This window comes from Mesorhizobium sp. M8A.F.Ca.ET.161.01.1.1 (assembly GCF_004792105.1).
Taxonomy (GTDB): domain Bacteria; phylum Pseudomonadota; class Alphaproteobacteria; order Rhizobiales; family Rhizobiaceae; genus Mesorhizobium.
Window position 1 is genome coordinate 1 of record NZ_SRTD01000034.1, and the last position, 19,939, is coordinate 19,939.

18 protein-coding genes and 1 pseudogene are annotated in these 19,939 nt (G+C 64.5%); 11 read left to right on the forward strand and 8 right to left on the reverse strand.

From position 1 onward, the window contains the following. Positions 1-150: 150 nt before the first annotated feature. Genes EN804_RS34210 through EN804_RS34225 form a run of 4 tightly spaced genes read right to left on the reverse strand, consistent with a single transcriptional unit; the run spans position 151 to position 3,976 of the window. The gene (locus EN804_RS34210; RefSeq protein WP_135922266.1) at positions 151-1,332 is read right to left on the reverse strand and encodes a mandelate racemase/muconate lactonizing enzyme family protein; all 1,182 of its coding nucleotides are present in this window, start codon (positions 1,330-1,332) and stop codon (positions 151-153) included. Positions 1,333-1,341: 9 nt separating this feature from the next. Next, positions 1,342-2,331, reverse strand: a complete 990-nt coding sequence (locus tag EN804_RS34215) for a transketolase C-terminal domain-containing protein (protein ID WP_135922267.1) — start codon at positions 2,329-2,331, stop codon at positions 1,342-1,344. Beyond that, positions 2,328-3,176, reverse strand: a complete 849-nt coding sequence (locus EN804_RS34220; protein ID WP_135922268.1) for a transketolase — start codon at positions 3,174-3,176, stop codon at positions 2,328-2,330. The genes EN804_RS34215 and EN804_RS34220 overlap by 4 nt, the downstream gene beginning before the upstream one ends. A gap of 5 nt (positions 3,177-3,181) precedes the next feature. Then, a complete protein-coding gene (locus EN804_RS34225) occupies positions 3,182-3,976 on the reverse strand; it encodes an SDR family oxidoreductase (RefSeq protein ID WP_127871226.1) in 795 nt (264 codons plus the stop codon). Positions 3,977-4,093: 117 nt separating this feature from the next. Here EN804_RS34225 and EN804_RS34230 point away from each other — a divergent pair, with 117 nt between their 5' ends. From EN804_RS34230 to EN804_RS34280, 11 genes are all read left to right on the forward strand, one after another. After that, the gene (locus tag EN804_RS34230; RefSeq protein ID WP_135922269.1) at positions 4,094-5,314 is read left to right on the forward strand and encodes a mandelate racemase/muconate lactonizing enzyme family protein; all 1,221 of its coding nucleotides are present in this window, start codon (positions 4,094-4,096) and stop codon (positions 5,312-5,314) included. Between the two features lie 137 nt (positions 5,315-5,451). After that, positions 5,452-7,845, forward strand: a complete 2,394-nt coding sequence (locus EN804_RS34235) for a thiamine pyrophosphate-dependent enzyme (protein WP_246693528.1) — start codon at positions 5,452-5,454, stop codon at positions 7,843-7,845. Positions 7,846-7,878: 33 nt separating this feature from the next. Then, positions 7,879-8,886, forward strand: a complete 1,008-nt coding sequence (locus EN804_RS34240) for a C-terminal binding protein (protein ID WP_135922271.1) — start codon at positions 7,879-7,881, stop codon at positions 8,884-8,886. Next, positions 8,883-9,611: an E3 binding domain-containing protein gene (locus tag EN804_RS34245; protein WP_127277921.1), complete on the forward strand. Its 729-nt coding sequence runs from the start codon at positions 8,883-8,885 to the stop codon at positions 9,609-9,611. Before EN804_RS34240 ends, EN804_RS34245 begins: the two co-directional genes overlap by 4 nt. 82 nt (positions 9,612-9,693) lie before the next feature. Continuing rightward, positions 9,694-10,464, forward strand: a complete 771-nt coding sequence (locus tag EN804_RS34250) for a GntR family transcriptional regulator (RefSeq protein WP_135922272.1) — start codon at positions 9,694-9,696, stop codon at positions 10,462-10,464. A 263-nt stretch (positions 10,465-10,727) separates the two neighbouring features. Then, the gene (locus EN804_RS34255) at positions 10,728-11,792 is read left to right on the forward strand and encodes a substrate-binding domain-containing protein (RefSeq protein ID WP_246693529.1); all 1,065 of its coding nucleotides are present in this window, start codon (positions 10,728-10,730) and stop codon (positions 11,790-11,792) included. 67 nt (positions 11,793-11,859) lie between these two features. Further along, positions 11,860-12,927 (forward strand): substrate-binding domain-containing protein, encoded by a 1,068-nt coding sequence (locus EN804_RS34260; RefSeq protein ID WP_135882658.1) that lies wholly within the window; start codon positions 11,860-11,862, stop codon positions 12,925-12,927. A gap of 68 nt (positions 12,928-12,995) precedes the next feature. After that, complete coding sequence (locus EN804_RS34265) at positions 12,996-14,498, forward strand: sugar ABC transporter ATP-binding protein (protein WP_245464333.1); 1,503 nt, start codon at positions 12,996-12,998, stop codon at positions 14,496-14,498. A gap of 57 nt (positions 14,499-14,555) precedes the next feature. After that, on the forward strand, positions 14,556-15,533 hold the full coding sequence (locus EN804_RS34270; protein ID WP_246693530.1) for an ABC transporter permease: 978 nt from the start codon (positions 14,556-14,558) through the stop codon (positions 15,531-15,533). Next, positions 15,530-16,492 carry an ABC transporter permease gene (locus EN804_RS34275; protein WP_135922274.1) on the forward strand — a complete coding sequence of 321 codons (963 nt, stop codon included), beginning with the start codon at positions 15,530-15,532 and terminating at the stop codon, positions 16,490-16,492. Before EN804_RS34270 ends, EN804_RS34275 begins: the two co-directional genes overlap by 4 nt. Positions 16,493-16,504: 12 nt before the next feature. Then, positions 16,505-17,386, forward strand: coding sequence for an SMP-30/gluconolactonase/LRE family protein (locus EN804_RS34280; protein ID WP_135922275.1), 882 nt, complete (start codon positions 16,505-16,507; stop codon positions 17,384-17,386). Between the two features lie 9 nt (positions 17,387-17,395). Here EN804_RS34280 and EN804_RS34285 read toward each other — a convergent pair whose 3' ends face one another. From EN804_RS34285 to EN804_RS34300, 4 genes and pseudogenes are all read right to left on the reverse strand, one after another. Further along, complete coding sequence (locus EN804_RS34285; protein WP_135922276.1) at positions 17,396-18,088, reverse strand: amino acid ABC transporter permease; 693 nt, start codon at positions 18,086-18,088, stop codon at positions 17,396-17,398. A gap of 3 nt (positions 18,089-18,091) precedes the next feature. Continuing rightward, a complete protein-coding gene (locus EN804_RS34290) occupies positions 18,092-18,757 on the reverse strand; it encodes an amino acid ABC transporter permease (RefSeq protein WP_135922277.1) in 666 nt (221 codons plus the stop codon). Positions 18,758-18,826: 69 nt separating this feature from the next. Then, positions 18,827-19,630 (reverse strand): transporter substrate-binding domain-containing protein, encoded by an 804-nt coding sequence (locus EN804_RS34295; protein WP_135922278.1) that lies wholly within the window; start codon positions 19,628-19,630, stop codon positions 18,827-18,829. Positions 19,631-19,822: 192 nt separating this feature from the next. Continuing rightward, positions 19,823-19,939: pseudogene (locus EN804_RS34300) on the reverse strand (IS630 family transposase); the annotation flags it as partial.

Consider the following 19,939-nt stretch of genomic DNA (forward strand, 5'->3'; position numbering starts at 1 on the left):
CGTAACCCCTGAGGGCCAGCGGTCATCGAAATCGATCGCATTAAAGGCCGAATACATGACCGCTCCAGACTTGCGCCGGCGCCGCTATTTTGCCTCTTGCCCAAGAGGGGCCGTCCATACATGACGAATGGCCGGAGGGCTTTTGCCAACCTAAAGGCCACGCTTCCCCGCCTCTTCGCGCCGCCCGAGGCGTTTCTCCCAGCCTTCGGCGTGGACGTTGAGATAGGCGTTGGGATCGTAGGGATGATCCTTGATCGCATCGATGTCGAGGTCGATGCCGAGCCCCGGCGCGTCCGGTAGCGACAGATGGCCATTGTCGGGATTGACGGTCGGATGCCAGCTCACCAGCTCGCGCGTCCAGGGGTCGTTGAAGGCGTCGAAATGTTCCTGAATGAGGAAGTTCGGCACCGCCGCCGCCAGTTGCAGGCAAACCGCCGTCGCCACCGGTCCGCCGCTCTGGTGCGGCGCGATATGGCTGCCATGAGCAAGCGCCAGATTGGCCACCTGCATCGACGGCCCGATGCCGCCGAGCGACATCGGCTCGGGCTGGAAGATGTTGACGCCGCCGCCGGCCGCCAGCGTGTAGAACTGACCGACCGTGTCGTACATCTCGCCCGTCGCCACCGGGATGGGCGAGCGGTGCGCCACTTCATGCACGGTCTCCTGGCGGTCGCGCGAGGTCGGCTCTTCCCACCAGTAGATGTCGAGATCGGCGAATTTTTGCGCCGCCTGCAGTGCCGCGATCTCGGTGAAGCGCGCATGCACGTCAATCAGGATCAGCGTGTCCTTTGGCAGCCCGTCACGTAAGGTCCGGCAGATGGCGTAGGAAAGCTCCAGCTCCTCGCGCGAAATGAAGCCTTTGGCGGTGCCGAACGGGTCGAGTTTGAATGCCTTGAAGCCTTTGGCCAGCACCGCTTTCGCCGCATCGAGAAAGGCCTCGGGCGAGCGCTCGGTGCGGTACCAGCCATTGGCATAGCCGAGCACGCTGTCGCGCACCTGGCCGCCGAGCAATTGGTGGATCGGCACGCCGAGGCTCTTGCCCAGTATGTCCCAGCATGCGACTTCGATGGCCGCGATCACCGTGCGGTGGATGTGGCCGCCGTCGAGCGAGACGCTGTCCAGCATGCGTTTGGCCAGCGCGTTGATGCGGCGCGGGTCCTGGCCGATGGCGAGGTGTTTCAACTCGTGCACGCCGGCTTCGGTAGTCTTGATGAAACCGTTCAGCGTGCCTTCGCCGATCCCGTGGATGCCCTTGTCGGTATGTACTTTGACAAACAGCCAGTTCTTCCAGCCGGCGCCGACGGCAAAGGTCTCGATCTCTGTAATCTTCATGGGAGAACCCTAGCTCAATGCGGCAATGGTCGCGATGACGGCCTCGGTCGTCAGTCCGTATTTCGCTTGCAAGGTCGGCACCGCGCCGCATTCGATATAGCGGTCCGGCAGGCCGACGCGCGTCACTGTCTTCGCAATGCCGGCATCGAACAAGGTCTCGACCACAAGGCTCGCCAGGCCACCGACCACGACGTGGTTTTCCACTGTCACGATACGGTCAACCGACGCGGCGAATTCGGCCACCGCCTCGCTGTCGAACGGCTTTATGGTCGGCACATGCAGCACGCCGGCAGCGACGCCCCGTTTTTGCAAAGCATCGGCTGCATCCAATGTCCTTTCGGTCATCAGGCCGGTCGAGATGATGCCGACATCGCTACCCTGGCGCAGGCGGCGCGCCTTGCCGATCTCGAAGACGTAACCGGGCTCGAACACAACCGGCACGCTGCCGCGCAGCAGTCGCATGTAGACCGGTCCTCGATGTTGCGCGATCGCTTCGGTCGCGGCTTCGATCTCGGTCGCGTCGCAGGGGTCGATGATAGTCAGGCCGGGGATCATGCGCATCAGCGCAAGGTCCTCGATCGCCTGATGGGTGCCGCCATAGCCGGTCGTGAGACCGGGGAGGCCCGCGACGATCTTGACGTCGAGATTGGAGTGGGCCAGCGCGATGGCGACGAAATCATAGGCGCGCCGCGTCGCGAACACGCCATAGGTGGTGGCGAACGCCACCTTGCCGGTGCGCGCCAGCCCGGCGGCGACGGCGACCAGATTCTGCTCGGCCATGCCGACGTTGAAGAAGCGCTCCGGGAAGGCGTCTCGGAATGGCAGGATGTCGGTGTATTTGCCGAGATCGGCGGTCAGTCCGACAATGTCGGGGCGGCTCTCGCCGAGCCTTGCCAATGCCCGGCCGAAGGGTGCCTCAACGCTGCGCCGTCCGCCGCCGACGGCCTCGTCCTGGCCCATGGCCAGCGTGCGGCTGGCCTCCATCGCCGCGCCGCTCATCGGCTCGCTCCCACGGTTTTCTCGAACTCGGCGATGATGCCATCCCATTGCGCCACGTCGATGCGGAAGAAGTGCGACTTCTCGGAAGTCTCGATGCGGGGCACACCCTTGCCGGGCCGTGTGCGCAGGATGATCGCCTTTGGCTTGCCGTTGCGGTTTCTCGCATCCGCCAGCGCGCCAACCACCGCGGTCATGTCATTGCCGTCGATCTCGGCTGTCTGCCAGCCGAAGGCGCGCCATTTGTCGGCCACCGGCTCCATGTCGAGCACGACAGGCCCGTCGGCCTGAATGCCGTTGCAGTCGATCAGCGCCACCAGCCCGTCGAGCTTGAAGTGGCTGGCCGACATGGCTGCTTCCCAGGTCGAGCCTTCCTGCATTTCGCCATCCGACAGTTCGACGAAGACGCGCGCATCGGAGCGATCGACACGCAGGCCCAGCGCCTGGCCGACGCCCTGTCCCAGACCATGACCGAGCGAGCCGCCGATCATCTCGACGCCGGGCGTGGTGTCGAGCGTTGACATCTCCAGCCGGCTGTTGTCGGCGCCGTAGGTGGCGAGTTCCTCGACCGGAAAGATGCCGGCCTCGGCAAAAGCCGCCCACAGCGCGATGGAATAGTGCCCGGTCGACAGCAGGAAGCGGTCGCGGTCGGGCCAACCGAGATTGCCGGGATCGTAGCGCAGCTCGTGGAAATAGAGCGCCGCCAGCACTTCGGCGATGCCGAGGCCCTGGCCGATATAGCCCTGGCCCTGGCCGCGCGCCATCGTCAGCATATGACGGCGCAGCAGCATCGCCTTGCGTTCGAGCGCGCCGATGTCGGCGTAGCCGGGAGGAGCGTTTCGCAGCATCTGGATCAGTCCTTGTCGAGCCCGCCCGACATGTTGAGCCGCTCGGCGGTCATGTAATCAGGCGCGTCGAGGCAGAGCCAGACGACGGCCTCGGCCACTTCCGCAATCTCGGCACGGCGGCCGAGCGGGATGCGGCGGGTGCGCTCGTCGAGAAAGGCCTGCAAATCGTCGCGGCCATTGGCACGGGCAAGGTCGATTTCGGTCGAGCGCTGCATTTCGGTGTCCATCATGCCCGGCGCCAGGCTGTTGACCAGCACGCCATAGGGCGCGAGCGCCACTGCCGCGGCGCGGGTGATGGAATCGACGCCGGCCTTGCTCGCCGTGTAGGCGGTGTAGTCGGGCAGCGCCATGCGCGAGCCCGGCGAGGTGATGTTGATGATGCGCCCGGAGCGCTGCTCCCGCATCACCCGGCCCGCCGCCTTGCAGGCCATGGCAAGGGCTGTGACATTGAGCGCCAGCGTACGCGTCCAGGCCTTGAAGGTGGCGTCGAGGAAGGGCTCGATCACGCCATAGCCGGCATTGTTGACCAGGATGTCGATGCCGCCCCAGCGCGCGACGACTTTTTCGACGGCCGCTTCCGGCGCGCCTTCCCCGGTGAAATCGCTGACGATGCTTTCGGTTTCCGTGCCGGTTTCGCCGATCTGCCTGGCGGTCTCGGCGAGCCCATCGCCGTTGATATCGGTGACCGCGACGAAACAGCCGCGACGCGCCAGCTGAACCGCCACCTCGCGGCCGAGCCCGCCGGCAGCGCCTGTGACCAGCGCCCTGAGCGGCATCTTGTTTCGATTTTGGGCAGGCAAGCGAGCACCCTCCCGGAGGCGATCTTGACGAAATTGATACCGGTACCATAAATGGCTGTCAACGGCTATGTGCTATTGTCCTTGGACTGTAGTATCGGCGGGAGTTGGGAGGAAAAGATGAGAGTCGTCGCGCTCGAAACGCTGCAGCTGGCCGAATTCCCGTTCCTGTTCTGGTTGCGCGTCCACACCGACGCCGGCCTTGTCGGAACCGGCGAGACCTTCTGGGCGCCGGGGCCGGTCGCCGCCTACATCCACGACAATGTCGCGTCCTATCTCTTGGGCAAGGACCCGCGCGACATCGAGTTGCACGACCGCACGCTGGGCAGCGTCTATGTCGGCGCCCGCGATTCCGGCGCCGAGGTGCGCGGCAATTCCGCCGTCAACATCGCGCTGTGGGATATTTATGGCCAGGCGCTCGGCGAGCCGGTCTGGCGGCTGCTTGGCGGGCGCACCCACGCGACCGTGCCGATCTACAACACTTGCGCCGGCTACAAGCATGTCCGCGCCACGAAGAAGAATGCCCTTTTCGAGCGCGGCGAGGACTGGTCGCTCAAGTCAGGCGATTCGAATGATGGTCCGTATGAAGACCTGCTCGCCTGGCGCTACAATGCCGGCGATCTCGCCAAAAGCCTGAAGTCGGAAGGCGTTGGCGCCATGAAAATCTGGCCGTTCGACATCGCCGCCGAGGCCTCGAACGGCACCCGCATCTCGCTTGTCGATCTCGACAAGGCGCTGGAGCCCTTCCACAAGATCCGCGACGCCGTCGGCCGCGACATGGAGATCATGGTCGAACTGCATGGGCTGTGGACCTTGCCGCCGGTGCTGCGCATCGCCGAGGCGCTGAAACCCTATGACGTCGCCTGGCTGGAAGAGCCGATCCGCTACAACGAACTCGACGCCATGGCCGAGCTCGCCCGCCACACCTCCATCCCGATCGCCGCCAGCGAAAGGCTGGCGTCGCGGCAGATGTTCAAGCAGTTGATCGACAAGCGCGCGGCTAGCGTGATCATGATCGACCTCGCCTGGTGCGGCGGCCTGTCCGAGGCGCGCAAGATCGCCAACATGGCCGAAGCCAGCGAACTGCCTGTCACCTTGCACGACTGCACCGGGCCGATCGTTTACGCGGCGAGCTGCGCCTTGTCGGCGACCTTGCCGAACGTCAATTACCAGGAAGCGGTACGCGCCTATTTCACCGGCTGGTACACCGAGATCGTCGCCGACATCCCGCCGGTCAGGGACGGTCATGTCGCGCCGCTCGAAGGGCCGGGCCTTGGCCTCAGCCTGCGGCCGGAGCTGTTCCAGCGGCCTGACGCAGCCGTGCGGATCACCAGACTCTAGCCTCTCGCACAGCTCGGTCAGAGCCAGTAGACATTATGCTATTATAATCTATGATGCGTCGAAGCGGGCGACCAACAAGCCCGCCGCCGGCGCTCTGCCGCCCGGCGCCAGACGCATTCAGGGAGGCTTTGGTGGCAATGTCTGCGGCGCGTGCACGCGAGGATTCCAGGAGTGCGTCAAATCTGCCCGACCGGAAAATCCTGCTCGACCTGTTCGAACGCATGGTGCTGCTGCGCCGCTTCGAAAGCATCGCCCAGATCGCCTGCCGCAAGGGCGAAACGCCCGGTTTCCTGCACCTCTATATCGGCGAGGAGGCGACCGGCGTCGGTGTCTGCGCGCATCTCAGGCCAACCGACTGGGTGACGTCGACCCATCGCGGCCACGGCCATGCTCTGGCCAAGGGCGCCGATCCCGGCCGGGTGATGGCCGAGCTGTTCGGCAAGGCCGATGGTATCTGCGGCGGGCGCGGCGGCACCATGCATCTCTATGACCGCTCGGTCGGCCTGTTCGGCACCAATGGCATCGTCGCCGCCGGCATCGGCCATGCCGTTGGCATCGGCATGAGCGCGCGCCAGCAAGGCCGCGACGATATCGGCGTCGCCTTCTTCGGCGATGGCGCCGCCAATCATGGCGGCTTCCACGAGGCGCTCAACTTCGCCGCCGTGCAACGGGCGCCCGCCGTCTTCATCTGCGAGAACAATCTCTACGCCACCGCGACGCCGCTCAAATCCGTCACGCTCAATCCCGAGATCGCCAGCAAGGCGGCGTCCTATGGCATGCCCGGCGTCGCCGTCGACGGCAACGACGTCTTCGCTGTCTGGCTGGCGATGAAGGAAGCCACCGAACGCGCCCGCGCCGGCAAGGGCCCGACGCTGATCGAGGCCAAGACCTATCGCACGGTCGGCCACCACGAAGGCGACCCGGTCATCGGCACCTACCGGACGCAGGAGGAACTCGACGCCTGGATCAAGCGCGATCCGATCGACATGTTCCGCAGGAAACTGATCGAGGACTACGGCATCGCCGACGCCGAGGCGCTTGCGGCAATCGAGGCGCGGATCGAGACCGTGGTCGAGCAGGCGCTGACCTTCGCCCGCAACTCGCCCGAGCCTGATCCGGCCACCGTGCGCCTGCATGTTTTCGCCGACCCGATCAATCCGCCCGCCGCCCTGCAGCCGCGCGCGGTCGGCGAGACGCGCATGCAAGGCTGGCTCGAAGCCGTTCGCGACGGCCTCGCCGAGGAGATGCGCGCCAATCCGGCGATCCTTTATTTCGGCGAGGGCACCGGCGAGCGCGGCGGCAGTTTCGCGCACACCAAGAACCTGTGGCAGGAGTTCGGCGCCGAGCGGATGGTCGATACGCCGATCTCCGAACAAGGCTTTACCGCCGCCGCCGTCGGCGCTTCGGCCACCGGCGCGCGGACCGTCTCGGATCTGATGTTCGCCGACTTCGCCTTCGAGACCGCCGGCCAGATCTTTCTGCAGGCCGCCAAGCTGCGCTACATGACCAGCGGCCTGATGAGCGCGCCTATGGTGGTGCGCGTCGGTGCCGGCGCGCTGCGCAGTTCCGGGCCGCATCACAGCGGCATCTACCATCCGATCTTCGCCCACATGCCCGGCCTCATCGTCTGCGTGCCTTCGACCCCGGCGGATGCCAAGGGGTTGATGAAGACCGCGCTGCGGGCCGGCGATCCCGTCATCATGCTGGAGCCCAAGGCGCTGTTTGCCTCGAAAGACGAGGTGCCGGTCGGCGAGCATTTTGTGCCCTTCGGTGTGGCGCGCATCGCCCGGACCGGCACCGATATCAGCATCGTCGCCGCCGGCCAGATGGTGCAGCGTGTGCTGGAGGCCGCGGACCTGTTGGCCGGCGAAGGCATCGAGGCGGAGGTGATCGACCCGCGCACCATCATGCCGCTCGACATCGATAGCATCGTCGCCAGCGTCCGCAAGACCCATCGCCTGCTCATCGTCGACGAGGCCTGGGCGATGTGCGGGCTGGGCGGCGAGATCGCACAGGCCATCAACGAACTCGCCTTCGACGAACTCGACGCGCCGCCGGGAAGGCTGCACACCGCGCCGACCTCGCACCCCTTCGCGCCGGTGCTGGAGCGCGCCATGCTGGTCGATACGGCCCGGATCGCGCAAGGCGTGCGCGACGTCATATCAGGCCGGCCGCCGGTGCCGGATCACTGGTACATGGTTGGCTTGAAGAGTGCTGTGCCGGCTAAGCCAGCACCTGCCCCGGCCAAGATGGTGCCACCCGCGCCATCGGCCCAGCCCCCGGTCGCCGCCAGCGACGACGAGCCGGTGACAATGCCGTTCGGCGACCTAACGGTGAGCGAAGGCACTGTCATCAAATGGCTGAAGGCGGTCGGTGATCCCGTCAAGGAGGGGGAGCTGATCGCAGAGATCGAGACCGACAAGGCCGTGGTCGAGATCGAGGCGCCGGTCAGCGGAACGCTTGCCGCCATCGATCAGCCGGTTGGCGCGGCGGTGCCGATGGGCGGCCGCATCGGCGGGATCAAGAGATAGACCACTTCCGTACATCAAATCCGAAGGACTGGCATGAAGATCCTGTGCGCCAACTGGCAAGCCGCCGACGAGGCCGAACTCGAGCGCGAGCATTATCCCGACATCGAGTTCATCCTCGCCCGCTCGACCAATGACAAGGCCGCCACGCTCGATCCGGCAGCCTGCGAGACGGCCGACGCCGTCATCAACTATTCGCCGACCCACAATGTCGCCGCCGCCCCGTCGGCCTTTCCCAAGGCACGCATCGCGGTGCGTTCCGGCGTCGGCTTCGACAACATCGACACGGCAGGCTGGGGCGCACGCAACATCCCGGCCTGCAATGTGCCGGATTATGGCACGACCGAGGTCGCCGACCACGCCATCGCCCTGATGCTGGCGCTGACACGCGGCACCTCGGCCTATGGCGCTGAACTTCGCAATGGAGCCGAAGGCTGGCATTTTTCCAAGGCGCCGCTGGTGAGAAGGCACAAGGGCGCCACCTTCGGCATTGTCGGGCTCGGTCGTATCGGGCTCGCCACCGCGCGCCGTGCCGCCGCTTTCGACATGAAGGTGGTATTCTATGATCCGCACCTCCTGTCCGGCGTTGATCTCTCGACCGGCTACGAACGCGTCCATTCGCTGGCGGAGTTGATGGGGCGAGCCGATGTGGTGAGTGTCCACGCACCGCTCAGCGAAGAAACCCGCAAGCTGCTCGGCGCGGCGACCTTCGCCGCCGCCAGGCCAGGCCTCGTGCTGATCAACACCGCGCGCGGTCCGATCGTCGATCTCGACGCGCTGGAGACGGCGATGCGCAACGGCACGGTCAGCGGTGCCGGGCTGGACGTGCTGCCGAACGAACCGGGCGATCTCGACCATCCGCTGCTGGCGGCGTGGCGCAATCGCGAGCCGTGGATCGCCAATCGCCTGATCGTCACCCCGCATGCCGCCTTCTACAGCCCGGCATCGATGCGCGACCTCAGGCTGAAATCGATCGAAGTCGTGCACGCCTATCTTGCCGAGGGCCGGCTCACCAACTGCGTCAACTCCGAGTATCTGAAATGAACGCAGCGGCGGTGCAGGCGAGGCGTCTTGCGGTTTCCCCATACGCCCGCCGCCTGGCGCGCGAGTGTGCGCTGCCGCTCGAGACGCTTCGGGGCAGCGGTCCGGGTGGGCGCATCCTGGCCGCCGATGTGTTGAGCTTCGCCGCGCCCCCGCGGCCTGTCGGTCAGCCAGCTGTCGAGGCCGCTCCAGCCTCCCCTTCCGTCGCCGTATCCAGCATCGCCGCCTTTGCCACATCGATAGCACTGGGCGCTCTGAAAGACCTTCTGGCCGCGCTGGAAAGTACGGGGAGGATGTTCGACATCGACGATGTGCTCTTGCGTGCGGCAGGTCGAGCATTCGATGAATCCCCAGATATCGATTGGGGCGCCGATGCTTGCGTGGCATTGGAGCTGCCCGGCCGGCAAGCAGTGTTCGCGACAGTTCCGGAGATATCCCTGACATCGATGCGCGCAGCGCGGCTTGCATCCCTGCGTGGCGACCGTGACGACGCGGGAAAGTTCGCGGTTCTATCTCTGCGGCTTCTCCCCGCAAGCAGCATTCGGCCGATTATGATGCCACTTCTGCCCGACCGTGCCATGCGCCTGGCCGTTTCGCTCGACACGGCGGGCAATCAAGCCGAGTGCCTGCTGATAACGGATGCCTCGAGCGTCGATGAGTCAAACGCCGCCGCTTGGCTCGCTACCCTGAAATCGGCCATCGAACACCCGCTTCGGCTCTTCGTCTGAGAGGGTTGATCATTGCCGACGTTGCCTAGCCTCGGGCGAAGGAAGCTATTATAAAAGCTTCGACACAGGCGCGACGAGGCACATGGACCATTCCGTTCCCACCATCGAAAGTCTTCCCAAGCGCACGCTCGGCCGCGCCAATGGGCCGCTTTACCGGCAGCTCGCCGACATCCTGCGCGAGCCGATCGGCAACGGCACCTTCCCGGTCGGCGGCGAGCTGCCCAAGGAAGCGACCATCGCCGAGCATTTCGGCGTCAGCCTGATCACCGTGCGCCAGGCGCTGCGCGATCTCGAGGCCGACGGCCTGATCAGGAAGCGCTCGGCGAAACCGGCGGTGGTCACGGCGCGCAATCCGTCGGTAAACCTCAGCTGGAAATTCAAGAACTTCGCCGACATGGCGGCCTTCACAAAGGATGCGAAGCTGGCGGTGAAATCCTACCGCAAGGAGGTTTCGCCCGTGCTCCAGCGCCATTTCGGCATGGCCAAGGACGAGGCCGGCTATTGCCTGCGCAGCGTGCTGTCGATCGGCGAACAGAGGAAGGCGCAGATCACCACCTATTTTCCGCCCGATGTCGGCGCCCGGTTGAAGCGGGAGGACTTTTCCGACGTGCTGATCTTCCGTTCGGTGCAGAAACATCTCGGCCTGCGGCTCGATGTGGCGCATGTGACGGTGCGCGCCGAAATCGCGGACGAGGCTGTGGCCGCCGACCTCGGCATTGCGCTGGGGGGCGCCGTGCTGACGGTGGAGATGCTCTACCAGTCGGCGGACCAGCGCAGCATCGAATTCTCCGTCGCGCGTCACCCCGCCGACATTTTCAGCATCACCTACGATGCGCCGAACGACCTGTCCTGAAGCCCGCCCGACGCGGCATTTTCTGATGCGGTCCGCATAGACAGGGCCATAAAATTATAATAGCATGATAGCTAGGCTGAGATGCCGGCTTCGGGAGACGTCGCAGGGAGGAAATCCGGCGAATTTTGCCTGCAGGCACAGCCTTGGGAAAGTCCCGGTCAAATTGACATCCGCAATTGGTACCGGTATCATATAATGCTTCCTCAGCCGATGAAGATGGCGCAGTCCATCACCGGCTGGGTAGGGAACACAGGGAGGAGACCATGAAATTGAGGAGCTTGAGCGCCTGCTTCGTGGCGTTTGCCGGGTTCGCGGTGTCTATGTCCGCCACGCCTGGCCATAGCGGAGACAAGAAGCCCTACGTCATCTATCTCTCGAACAATTTCGTCGGCAATGATTGGCGCCAGCAGATGGAGCGCGTCGCCAATGTCGCGACCACCAAGGGGCCTCTGAAAGGCCGTGTCGACCTCAAGATCGAGAACGCCGAGAACACCGTCCAGGCGCAGATCAATTCGCTGAACAACATCATCCGCCAGAAGCCCGCCGCCATCCTGATCGATGCGTCGTCGGCCGAGGCGCTCAACCCGACCATCAAGAAAGCCTGCGACGCCGGCATCATTGTCGTCAGCTTCGACCAAACGGTGTCGGCCGAATGCGCTTACAAGATGCATTCCGATTTCGACATCATGGCCAACAACCAGGCCGAATGGATGGCCTCCATCCTCGGCGGCAAGGGCAAGGTGCTGATGGACCGCGGCCTTGCCGGCGCGCCGATCTCGGAGCAGTTCGAGAAGAATTTCGGAGCGGTGCTGAAGAAATACCCCGGCATCGAGATCGTCGGCTATTTCAACGGCAATTACGCCGCCGGTCCCGAACAGGAAGGCGTGGCCAGCCTGCTTGCCGCGCATCCGGAAGTCGATGGCATCTTCTCGCAGGGCTACGGCACCGGCGCCATCAAGGCGCTGCAGAATGCCGACCGGCCGCTGGTGCCGATCGTCGCCGCGGCCTTCAACGGCACTGGCGTTACCTGCGCCGAGACCAAGGGCGCAAAATGCTGGCTCGGCGCCAATCCGCCGTCGCTGTCGGCCGAGGCCATCAAGCTCGCGGTCGACATACTCGACACCGGCAAGAAGCCTGCCGACACCACCGTGCTGTTCAACTCGCCGGGTCTCACCACGGATATGGTCGACGCCAAATACGCCGCGAATTCGTCGGCGGTGAAGATCGAATTGGGCAAGACCGTATTTCCCGATCTGGCGCCGGGTCTGTCTTTGCCGGTGTCACCGAGCTGGGTTGAAATCACGCCCAAGGAGGCCTCGGGAACCTGACTTTACGGATGCAAGGCGCCACTGTTCGGCGGTGCTGTTTCGAAACGAAAAACGGGAGGAGAAAATCATGATAACATTGAGCCGTAACATCGGCCTTGCGGCACTTGCCGTCGCCATGACGGCGATCGGCATGCAGGCCGGTCACGCCGAGGACAAGAAGCCCTACACCATCTATCTCTCGAACAATTTCGTCGGCAATGACTGGCGCCAGCAGATGGAACGCGTCGCCACGGTGTCGGTGAACAAGGGCCCGCTGAAAGGCCGCGTCGACCTCAAGATCGAGAATGTCGAGAACACCGTCCAGGCGCAGATCAATTCGCTGAACAACATCATCCGTCAGAAGCCGGACGCCATCCTCGTCGACGCCGGTTCGGATTCGGCGCTCAACCCGACCATCAAGAAGGCCTGCGACGCCGGCATCGTCGTCATCTCTTTCGACCAGGTGGTGACCGAACCCTGCGCCTTTGCCGTCGCTTCCGACTGGGATCGCATCCCCTCCGTGATGGCCGAGTGGATGGCCACCCAGCTTGGCGGCAAGGGCAACATCATCCTCGACCGCGGCCTCGCCGGCGCGCCGATCTCGGCGCAGTTGCAGCAAGGTTACGAGAAGGTGCTGGCCAAATATCCCGACATCAAGGTCGTCGGCTATTACAACGGTAACTACGCGCTTGGGCCGGAACAGTCCGGCGTGGCGGCGCTGCTTGCCGCCAATCCGAAGATCGACGGCATCATGACGCAAGGCTACGGCTCGGGCGCCATTCAGGCGCTGAAGGATGCCGGCCGGCCGATCGTCCCGGTCGTCGGCTTCTCCTACAATGTCGCCGCCGTCACCTGCGCGCAGACACAAGGGGCCAAGTGCATCCTTGGCTCCAATCCGGCCTACCTTTCGTCGGAAGCGATCAAGCTGGCGGTCGACATCCTCGACACCGGCAAGAAGCCGGCCGAGCGCTCCGTCTCGGTCAAGGGTGATTTCGTCACCACCGATCCCTTCGAGTCCAAGCTCTATCCGGGCACCAAGATGATCAAGATCGCGGTCGGCGAAAATGCCTTCCCCGACCAGGCGCCCGGCCTGACGCTGCCGATCACGCCCGACTGGGTCGAGATCACCGCTGCGGAAGCCGCCGGCTCGAAGTAACATCACGGGACCACGACCCTGTCTCCCGGCATCGCAAGATGTCGGGAGAGCTTTTCGAAGGCGCATCCATGGACCTCGTCACCGTCAAAGGCCTGTCCAAACGCTATGGCGGCATCGTTGCGCTGAGCGATGCGACATTCAGCGCCCGCGCCGGCGAGGTGCATGCGCTGCTCGGCGAGAATGGCGCCGGCAAGAGCACCTTCATCCAGATCCTGTCGGGCGCGGTGCGGCACGATGGCGGCTCGATCCTGGTCGACGGCCAGGACTATCGCCCCGCCAATCCGGACGTGGCCCAGGCGCGCGGCATTGCCGCCGTCTTTCAGGAACTGTCGCTGATCCCCGACCTCAGCGTGGAACAGAATATCTGGTTCCGCCACGAGCCAAGGACGTTGCTGCGCACCGTCAACCGCGCCGAGATGCGCCGCAGGACGCTTGCCTTGCTCGAAAGGTATGATTTTCCGGCGTTGCGTCCCGACCAGGAATTGCGGCGGCTGACGCTGGCCGAACGGCAGATCGTGGAGATCGCCAAGGGGTTGGCCAAGGACCCGCGCATCCTCATCCTCGACGAGGCGACCTCGGCTTTGCCCGCGCGTGAAGCCGAATGGCTGCTGAAGCTCACCCGGCAACTGGCGGCGGAAGGCAGGCTGGTCATCTTCATCTCGCACCGCATGGCCGAGGTGCGCGCCATCGCCGACCGGCTGACCATCTTCCGCAATGGCAGCACCGTCGCCGCGCACGAGGCCAACGCCGTGTCCGACAACGAGATCGTCACCCAGATGATCGGCCGGCATCTCGACCGGCTCTATCCCGAGCGGGTGGCCACGGCCACGGATCGCGTCGCGCTAAGGGTCGAAGGCCTGTCGAGCGGCAGCCGGCTCTCCGGTGTCGACTTTGCCTTGCGGGAGGGCGAGGTGCTCGGCGTCGGCGGCTTGCAGGGCCATGGCCAGCGCGAGCTGTTCCAGGCACTGTTCGGCGCCAGCAGGGCGAGCGGTGCCGTCGAGCTGTGGGGCAAGCCGGTCGCGATCAGCAATCCACGCCAGGCTTTGACCGGCAGGGATGGCATCGCCCTGGTGCCGGAGGACCGGCGCGGGCAAGGCCTGCTCCTTACCAAGAGCGTGCGCGAGAACCTGACGCTGTCGGTGATCAAGCGCTTCACCGAAAACGGCTTGCTCAGCCGGCAAAAGGAAGCGGCTCTGGTCAAGGAGATGGTCGATTTCCTGCGCATCAAGGCCGGCACGCCTGAGCAGCTCGCCGGTACCTTGTCGGGCGGCAACCAGCAAAAGGTGATCTTCGGCAAGATGCTGTTGACGCAAGCGCGCGTGCTCTTGCTCTACGACCCGACGCGGGGCGTCGATGTCGGCACCAAGGGCGAGATCTTCCAGCTGATGCGCGACCTCGCCGCCAAGGGTTACGCGATCCTGTTCCATTCCAGCGACATGCCGGAACTCGTCCATGTCGCCGACCGCGTGCTGGTCATGCGCGACGGCCGTATCGCCGCGACGCTGGAGGGCGATCGCATCTCCGAGGCCGGCATCTTGCGCGCCGCCATGCTTGAACGCGAGGCGGCTTGAGGCATGGTCATGGCGAGCGCGGAGCAGACTAGCGAGATGATGCAAAGGCCGGCCGACATGAAATCAACCACGCCGGCCATCGATTGGCGCGGCCGCTTGCTCGACCGCGCGCCGTTCCTGGTCGCCTGCCTGATGCTGGCATTGATTGTCGGCATCTACGGCAGCCTGCAATCCGGCGTCTTCACGCTGGACGAACTCAATCTCGACACCGCGGCGGCGATGACGCTGATGCTGGCGGCGACGGGCCAGACCATCGTGCTGCTGCGCGGCGGCATCGACCTGTCGATCGGCGGCATGATCAGCCTTGGCACGGTGATCGCCGCGACACGGTTCGCCGATGATCCGTCAACCACCGGGTTCTGGGCGTTGGCCATCCTTGCGCTCGGTTTTGTCATCGGCGCGCTCAATGGCCTGCTGATCTCACTGCTCAAGCTGCAGCCCTTCCTGGTGACGCTCGCGACATGGTCGATCCTCAACGGTGTCGCCATGATCATCCTGCCGACCGACGGCGGCAGCATTCCCACATGGTGGGTCGGCTTTGCCTCCACGCAGCTCTTTGGCCTCACCAGTCCGGCCTGGATGTTGCTGGTCCTGCTGCTGTTCTGGTGGTGGTTCCGCGCCACCCGGGTGGGCATTTCAATCCAGGCAACCGGATCGAACGAAAAATCGGCCTTCCTGTCTGGTGTCTCCATCACCCGCGTCAATCTCGTCACCTACGGCCTGTCCGGCCTGTTCGCGGCGGGCGCGGCGCTGTTCCTGGTGACACAGACCGGTGCCGGTTCGCCGACCATCGGCAAGGACTACATTCTCCCTTCGGTGGCGGCGGCGGTCATTGGCGGCGTCAGCCTGTTCGGCGGCCGGGGCCATCTAGCCGGCACGCTGATCGGCGCCTTCGTGCTCACCCTCATCGGCAACCTCGTCTTCGTGCTGCATGTATCGAGCTACTGGCAGCCGGTCGCGTCCGGTGTCATCCTGCTGCTCTCGGTGCTGGCCAGTTCCGTCGCCGAGAAAACCGCAAGGGGCCGCGTCCAATGAGTGCCTTCCTCGCCCGCAACCGGCTGATTGTGCTCGCCTATGCCGGCATGGTCGTGCTGCTCCTGGTCACGGCGCTGTTCTCGCCCGGCTTCCTCTCCGTCTCCAACATGCGCTCCACCGTCGTGCTGGCGGCCTTTGTCGGCATCGTCGCGCTCGGCCAGACCTTCGTCATCATCGGCGGCGGCATCGATCTCTCGGTGCCATGGGTGCTGAATTCGGCGGCGATCATCATGGCGCTGCTGTGCGGCGGGCAGGATCTGCCGCTGGTCTGGGTGATGCCGCTGCTGCTCGCCGGCGGCGCCTTCATCGGGCTGATCAATGGTGTCGGCGTCGCCCGGTTCGGCGTACCGCCGATCATCATGACGCTGGCCACCAACGTCATCCTGCAAGGCCTGATCCTGGTGCTGACCGGCGGCTCGCCGACCCCCTCGGCGCCGGCGCTGATCCAGTTCCTGTCGGTCGGCCGCATAGCCGGCTTTCCGGTCATCGCGCTGATCTGGCTCGCCCTGACGCTGGTGGCGACCGTGCTGCTCTCCAAGGCGGCCTTCGGCCGTCACCTCTATGCGCTCGGCACCAGCGCCACCGTGGCCGAATTCTCAGGCGTGCCGACGGCACGCACCACCATCCTGACCTATGTGATTTCGGGCCTTGCCGCCGCCTTCGCCGGCATGCTTTTGACCGGCTATTCCGGCCAGGCCTATCTCGGCATGGGTGATGCCTATCTGTTCACCTCGATCGCCGCGGTCGCCATTGGCGGCACCTCGATCCTCGGCGGCAGCGGCCACTATCTCGGCACCGTCGCCGGCGCCATGGTGCTGACCATCCTCACTGGTCTTTTGCCGGCGCTCAACCTGTCGAGCGGCGCCCTGCTCGTCGTCTATGGCGCGGTGATCCTGCTCACGGTCTCGATCGGCAGCGAGGCCTTTGCCGGCCTCGGCGGCAGGCTGCGCTGGGGCTGAACGGAGGGAAGAATGGTCGAGATCACTTGTGTCGTCGATGCCAGGGCCGAGCTTGGCGAAGGCACGCTCTGGGACCCCAGGGCCGGTGTGCTCTGGTGGATCGACATCTGGAAGAAGCTGATCCATCGCTACGACCCCGCGACCGGCAAGGACGAGGTCTTCGAGACACCGGAATATCTCGGCTGCCTTGGCCTGCGGGAGAAGGGCGGCCTGGTGCTGACCATGACCAATGGCTTTCATTTCTTCGACCCGGCAACCGGCCAGTTCGAGGCGATCGTCGATCCGGAAGCACATATGCCGAAGACCCGCTTCAACGACGGCAAGCCGGACCGCCAGGGCCGCTTCTGGTCGGGCTCGATGTTCGAGGTGGCGGGACAGCCGATCGAATTCATCGGCGCGCTCTACCGGCTCGATGCCGATCTCTCCGTGCACAAGATGATCGACGGCATCGGCTGCTCGAACGGGCTGGCCTGGAGCCCGGACTCGAAGACCATGTACTTCTCCGACAGCCATGCGGGCGCGGTCTGGGCCTATGATTTCGACCTCGCCACCGGCGACATCGAGAACCGCCGCACCTTCATCGACATGACGGCAACAGGCGGCGTCGCCGACGGCGCCACGGTCGATGCCGAGGGCTGCTACTGGGTGACCATCCCTGTGACCAGCAAGGTCTGCCGCTACGATCCCGATGGCGAGCTGATGGAAACAGTGGTTCTGCCGACCGACCTGCCGACCTGTTGCGAGTTCGGCGGCAAGGACCTCGACATCCTCTACGTCACCTCTGCCGTCCTCAAGCGCCCGGCCAGCCATTTCGTGCGCCAGAAGAATCCGGGCGGTCTGTTCGCGCTCGACGTCGGCGTCAAGGGCCTGACCTTGCCGGCGTTCAAGGGCTGACGGCTTCGCTCAGACTGCCGACATGACCAGCGGCGTCTCGGTCCTGCGAGTCATTCCGGTAGCGAAACGACGCTCGAGGTAGCCTGCGTAGAGCGACAGCGGCCAGCACAGCGCGAAGTAGATCAGCGACACCGTACCGAACACCATCACCGGCTGGAAGGTCACAGTGTTGACCTGCGTGGCGGCCCGCGCAAGCTCGGTCAGGCCTATCAGCGAGGCGATCGATGTCGTCTTGACGATCTGCACCATGAAGCCGACGGTCGGCGGCAGCATCAGCCGCACCGCTTGCGGGATGATCACCAGCCGCAGCGTCCTGACAAAGCGGAAGCCGAGCGCCGTTGACGCCTCCCATTGTCCCTTTGGAATTGCCTCGATGGCGCCGCGAAAGATTTCGCCGAAAAAAGCGCCGCCATTGAGCGAGAAGGTCACGGCCGCCGCCACCCAGGGGTCCGGCCGGTAGCCAAGGAACGAAGAACCGTAATAGGCCATGAATAGCTGGATCAGGATCGGCGTGCCCATGAAGAACTGGATGTAGCCCGCGGCCAGCCAGCGCAGCGGCCGCGCCGGCGCCACCCGGATCGCCGCCACCACGAGGCCGATCAGGCCGCCGCCGGCAAAGGCGATCAGCGCCAGAAGGATTGTCCAACGCGTTGCCAGAAGCAGGAACATCAGTTCGTTGGGGCCAAAATGGCGCAGGCTCATGATCTAGACCTTCCAGCGGAACATGAGTTTGCCGATGCCGGCAAAGAACAGGCTGGCCGCCTGCACCAGCACGAAATAGATGATGGCGATGACGATAGAGACCTCGAAGCTGCGGAAGGTCTGCATGACGAGGTTGTTGGCCACCGCCGTCAGTTCTTCCGCGGCGATGGCGCCGACGATCGAGGTGCCCATGATCTGCAGGATGAACTGCGCCGACAGCGATGGATAGACGGCGCGCGCCGCCGGCACCAGAACGATATGGCGGATGATGCGGTAGCGACTGAGGCCGAGCGACTTGGCCGCTTCGATCTGCCCTTCGGGGATGGCCTCGATTCCGGCGCGCAGGATCTCGGTGGCGTAGGCGCCGAGATGGATCGACAGCGCCACGACCGCCGCCGTGTTGCTCGACAGTTTGAAGCCGAACAGCGGCAGCGAGAAGAAGACGAAATAAAGCTGGATCAAGAGCGGCGTGTTGCGGATCATCTCGACATAGGCAGCGATCGGCCACGACAGAAATCGCGGCCCAAAGCTGCGTCCGACGGCGCCAAGGACACCGATGGCGGTGCCGAACAGGATCGACAGCGCCGCCAGCTGGATGGACTTCTCCAGGCCGCGCAGCAACAGGTCGAGATGCACCAGGATCGGGCCGAATTGCAGGGCGGTTTGCATGGGCATTCCGTCACGAGGTCGAGAAAGCGGGGCCGCTGCCATGCGCGGTCCCGCCGTGGAATGACGCGATCAGAAGACCGGCAGAACCGGCAGCGGCTGGTTGCGATACTTCATCGACAGCGCATCGAGCGTGCCGTCGGTCTTAAGGGTGAACAGCCAGGTGTTGATCCACTGGCGCAGATTGTCGTTGCCCTTGGCGACGCCGATGCCGAAGTAGAAGGTCTTCAGCACGTATTTCTGCTCGAAGGCGTCGCCGTTCCCGGCTTTCTTCAGGTAGATTTCGCCGTAATCACCGCCGCCCATGGCGTCGATCTGGCCCGACACCATCGCCTGCAGCAGCGAGGAATAGTCGTCGAAGCGCAGGATCTCGATGCCCGGATTGGCTTCGGCGGCCTTGGTCAGCAATCCGTCCTCGCCGGTGCCGCGCGTCAGGCCAACCTTCTTGCCGACGAGGTCGGCAACGCCCTTGATCGAGGTGCTCTTCGGCGCGATCACCACCGCCGACTGGCCGGCATAGGGAATCGAATAGTCGATCTGGATGGCGCGCGCCGGCGTGATCGAGAAGATCGAGATCACCGCATCGACCTGCTTGGTCAGCAAAGCCGGAATCCGGCCCGGCGAGGTGACGGTGACGAATTCCACAGGCACGCCCAGCGCCTCGCCCATCTTGTTGGCGACCTCGATGTCGAAGCCGGTCGGTTTCAGATTGGCGTCGAGAAAGCCGTAGGGCGGCGTGGTTGTGTCGATGGCAACGACCAGCTTGCCGCGCGAAATAATCTCATCGACCGACTGTGCCGAAGCGATCGACGGCAGCAGCGCCGACAGCGCCAGCACGATGCCGGCAAGCATCGCGCCCCTCACGAAAGTCCGCATGTTTTCCTCCCATGCATTTTCTGCGCCTCGTGTCGATATCGACGGTGCGGGGCGCCTGGCCACCCGACGATTTGAAACAGCTCGCTCGCGGACATCCCTTGCAAACCGGAGAGTCAGCGGCTCCTCTGCGAGTTATAATGGTATGCTATTATAATATTATTTGTCTGTCCATGCGCGTTCCGCTAGAGCGTTTCATGTTTTGACGGAAGCGTATCCGGCGTTTTCGAAGTAGTTCTTGCATTCGGCTGCCTCGATGGTTTCGACGAGGTGGCCGATGTGGCGCCAAGTTTCCTCGACGGTGCGTTTCTG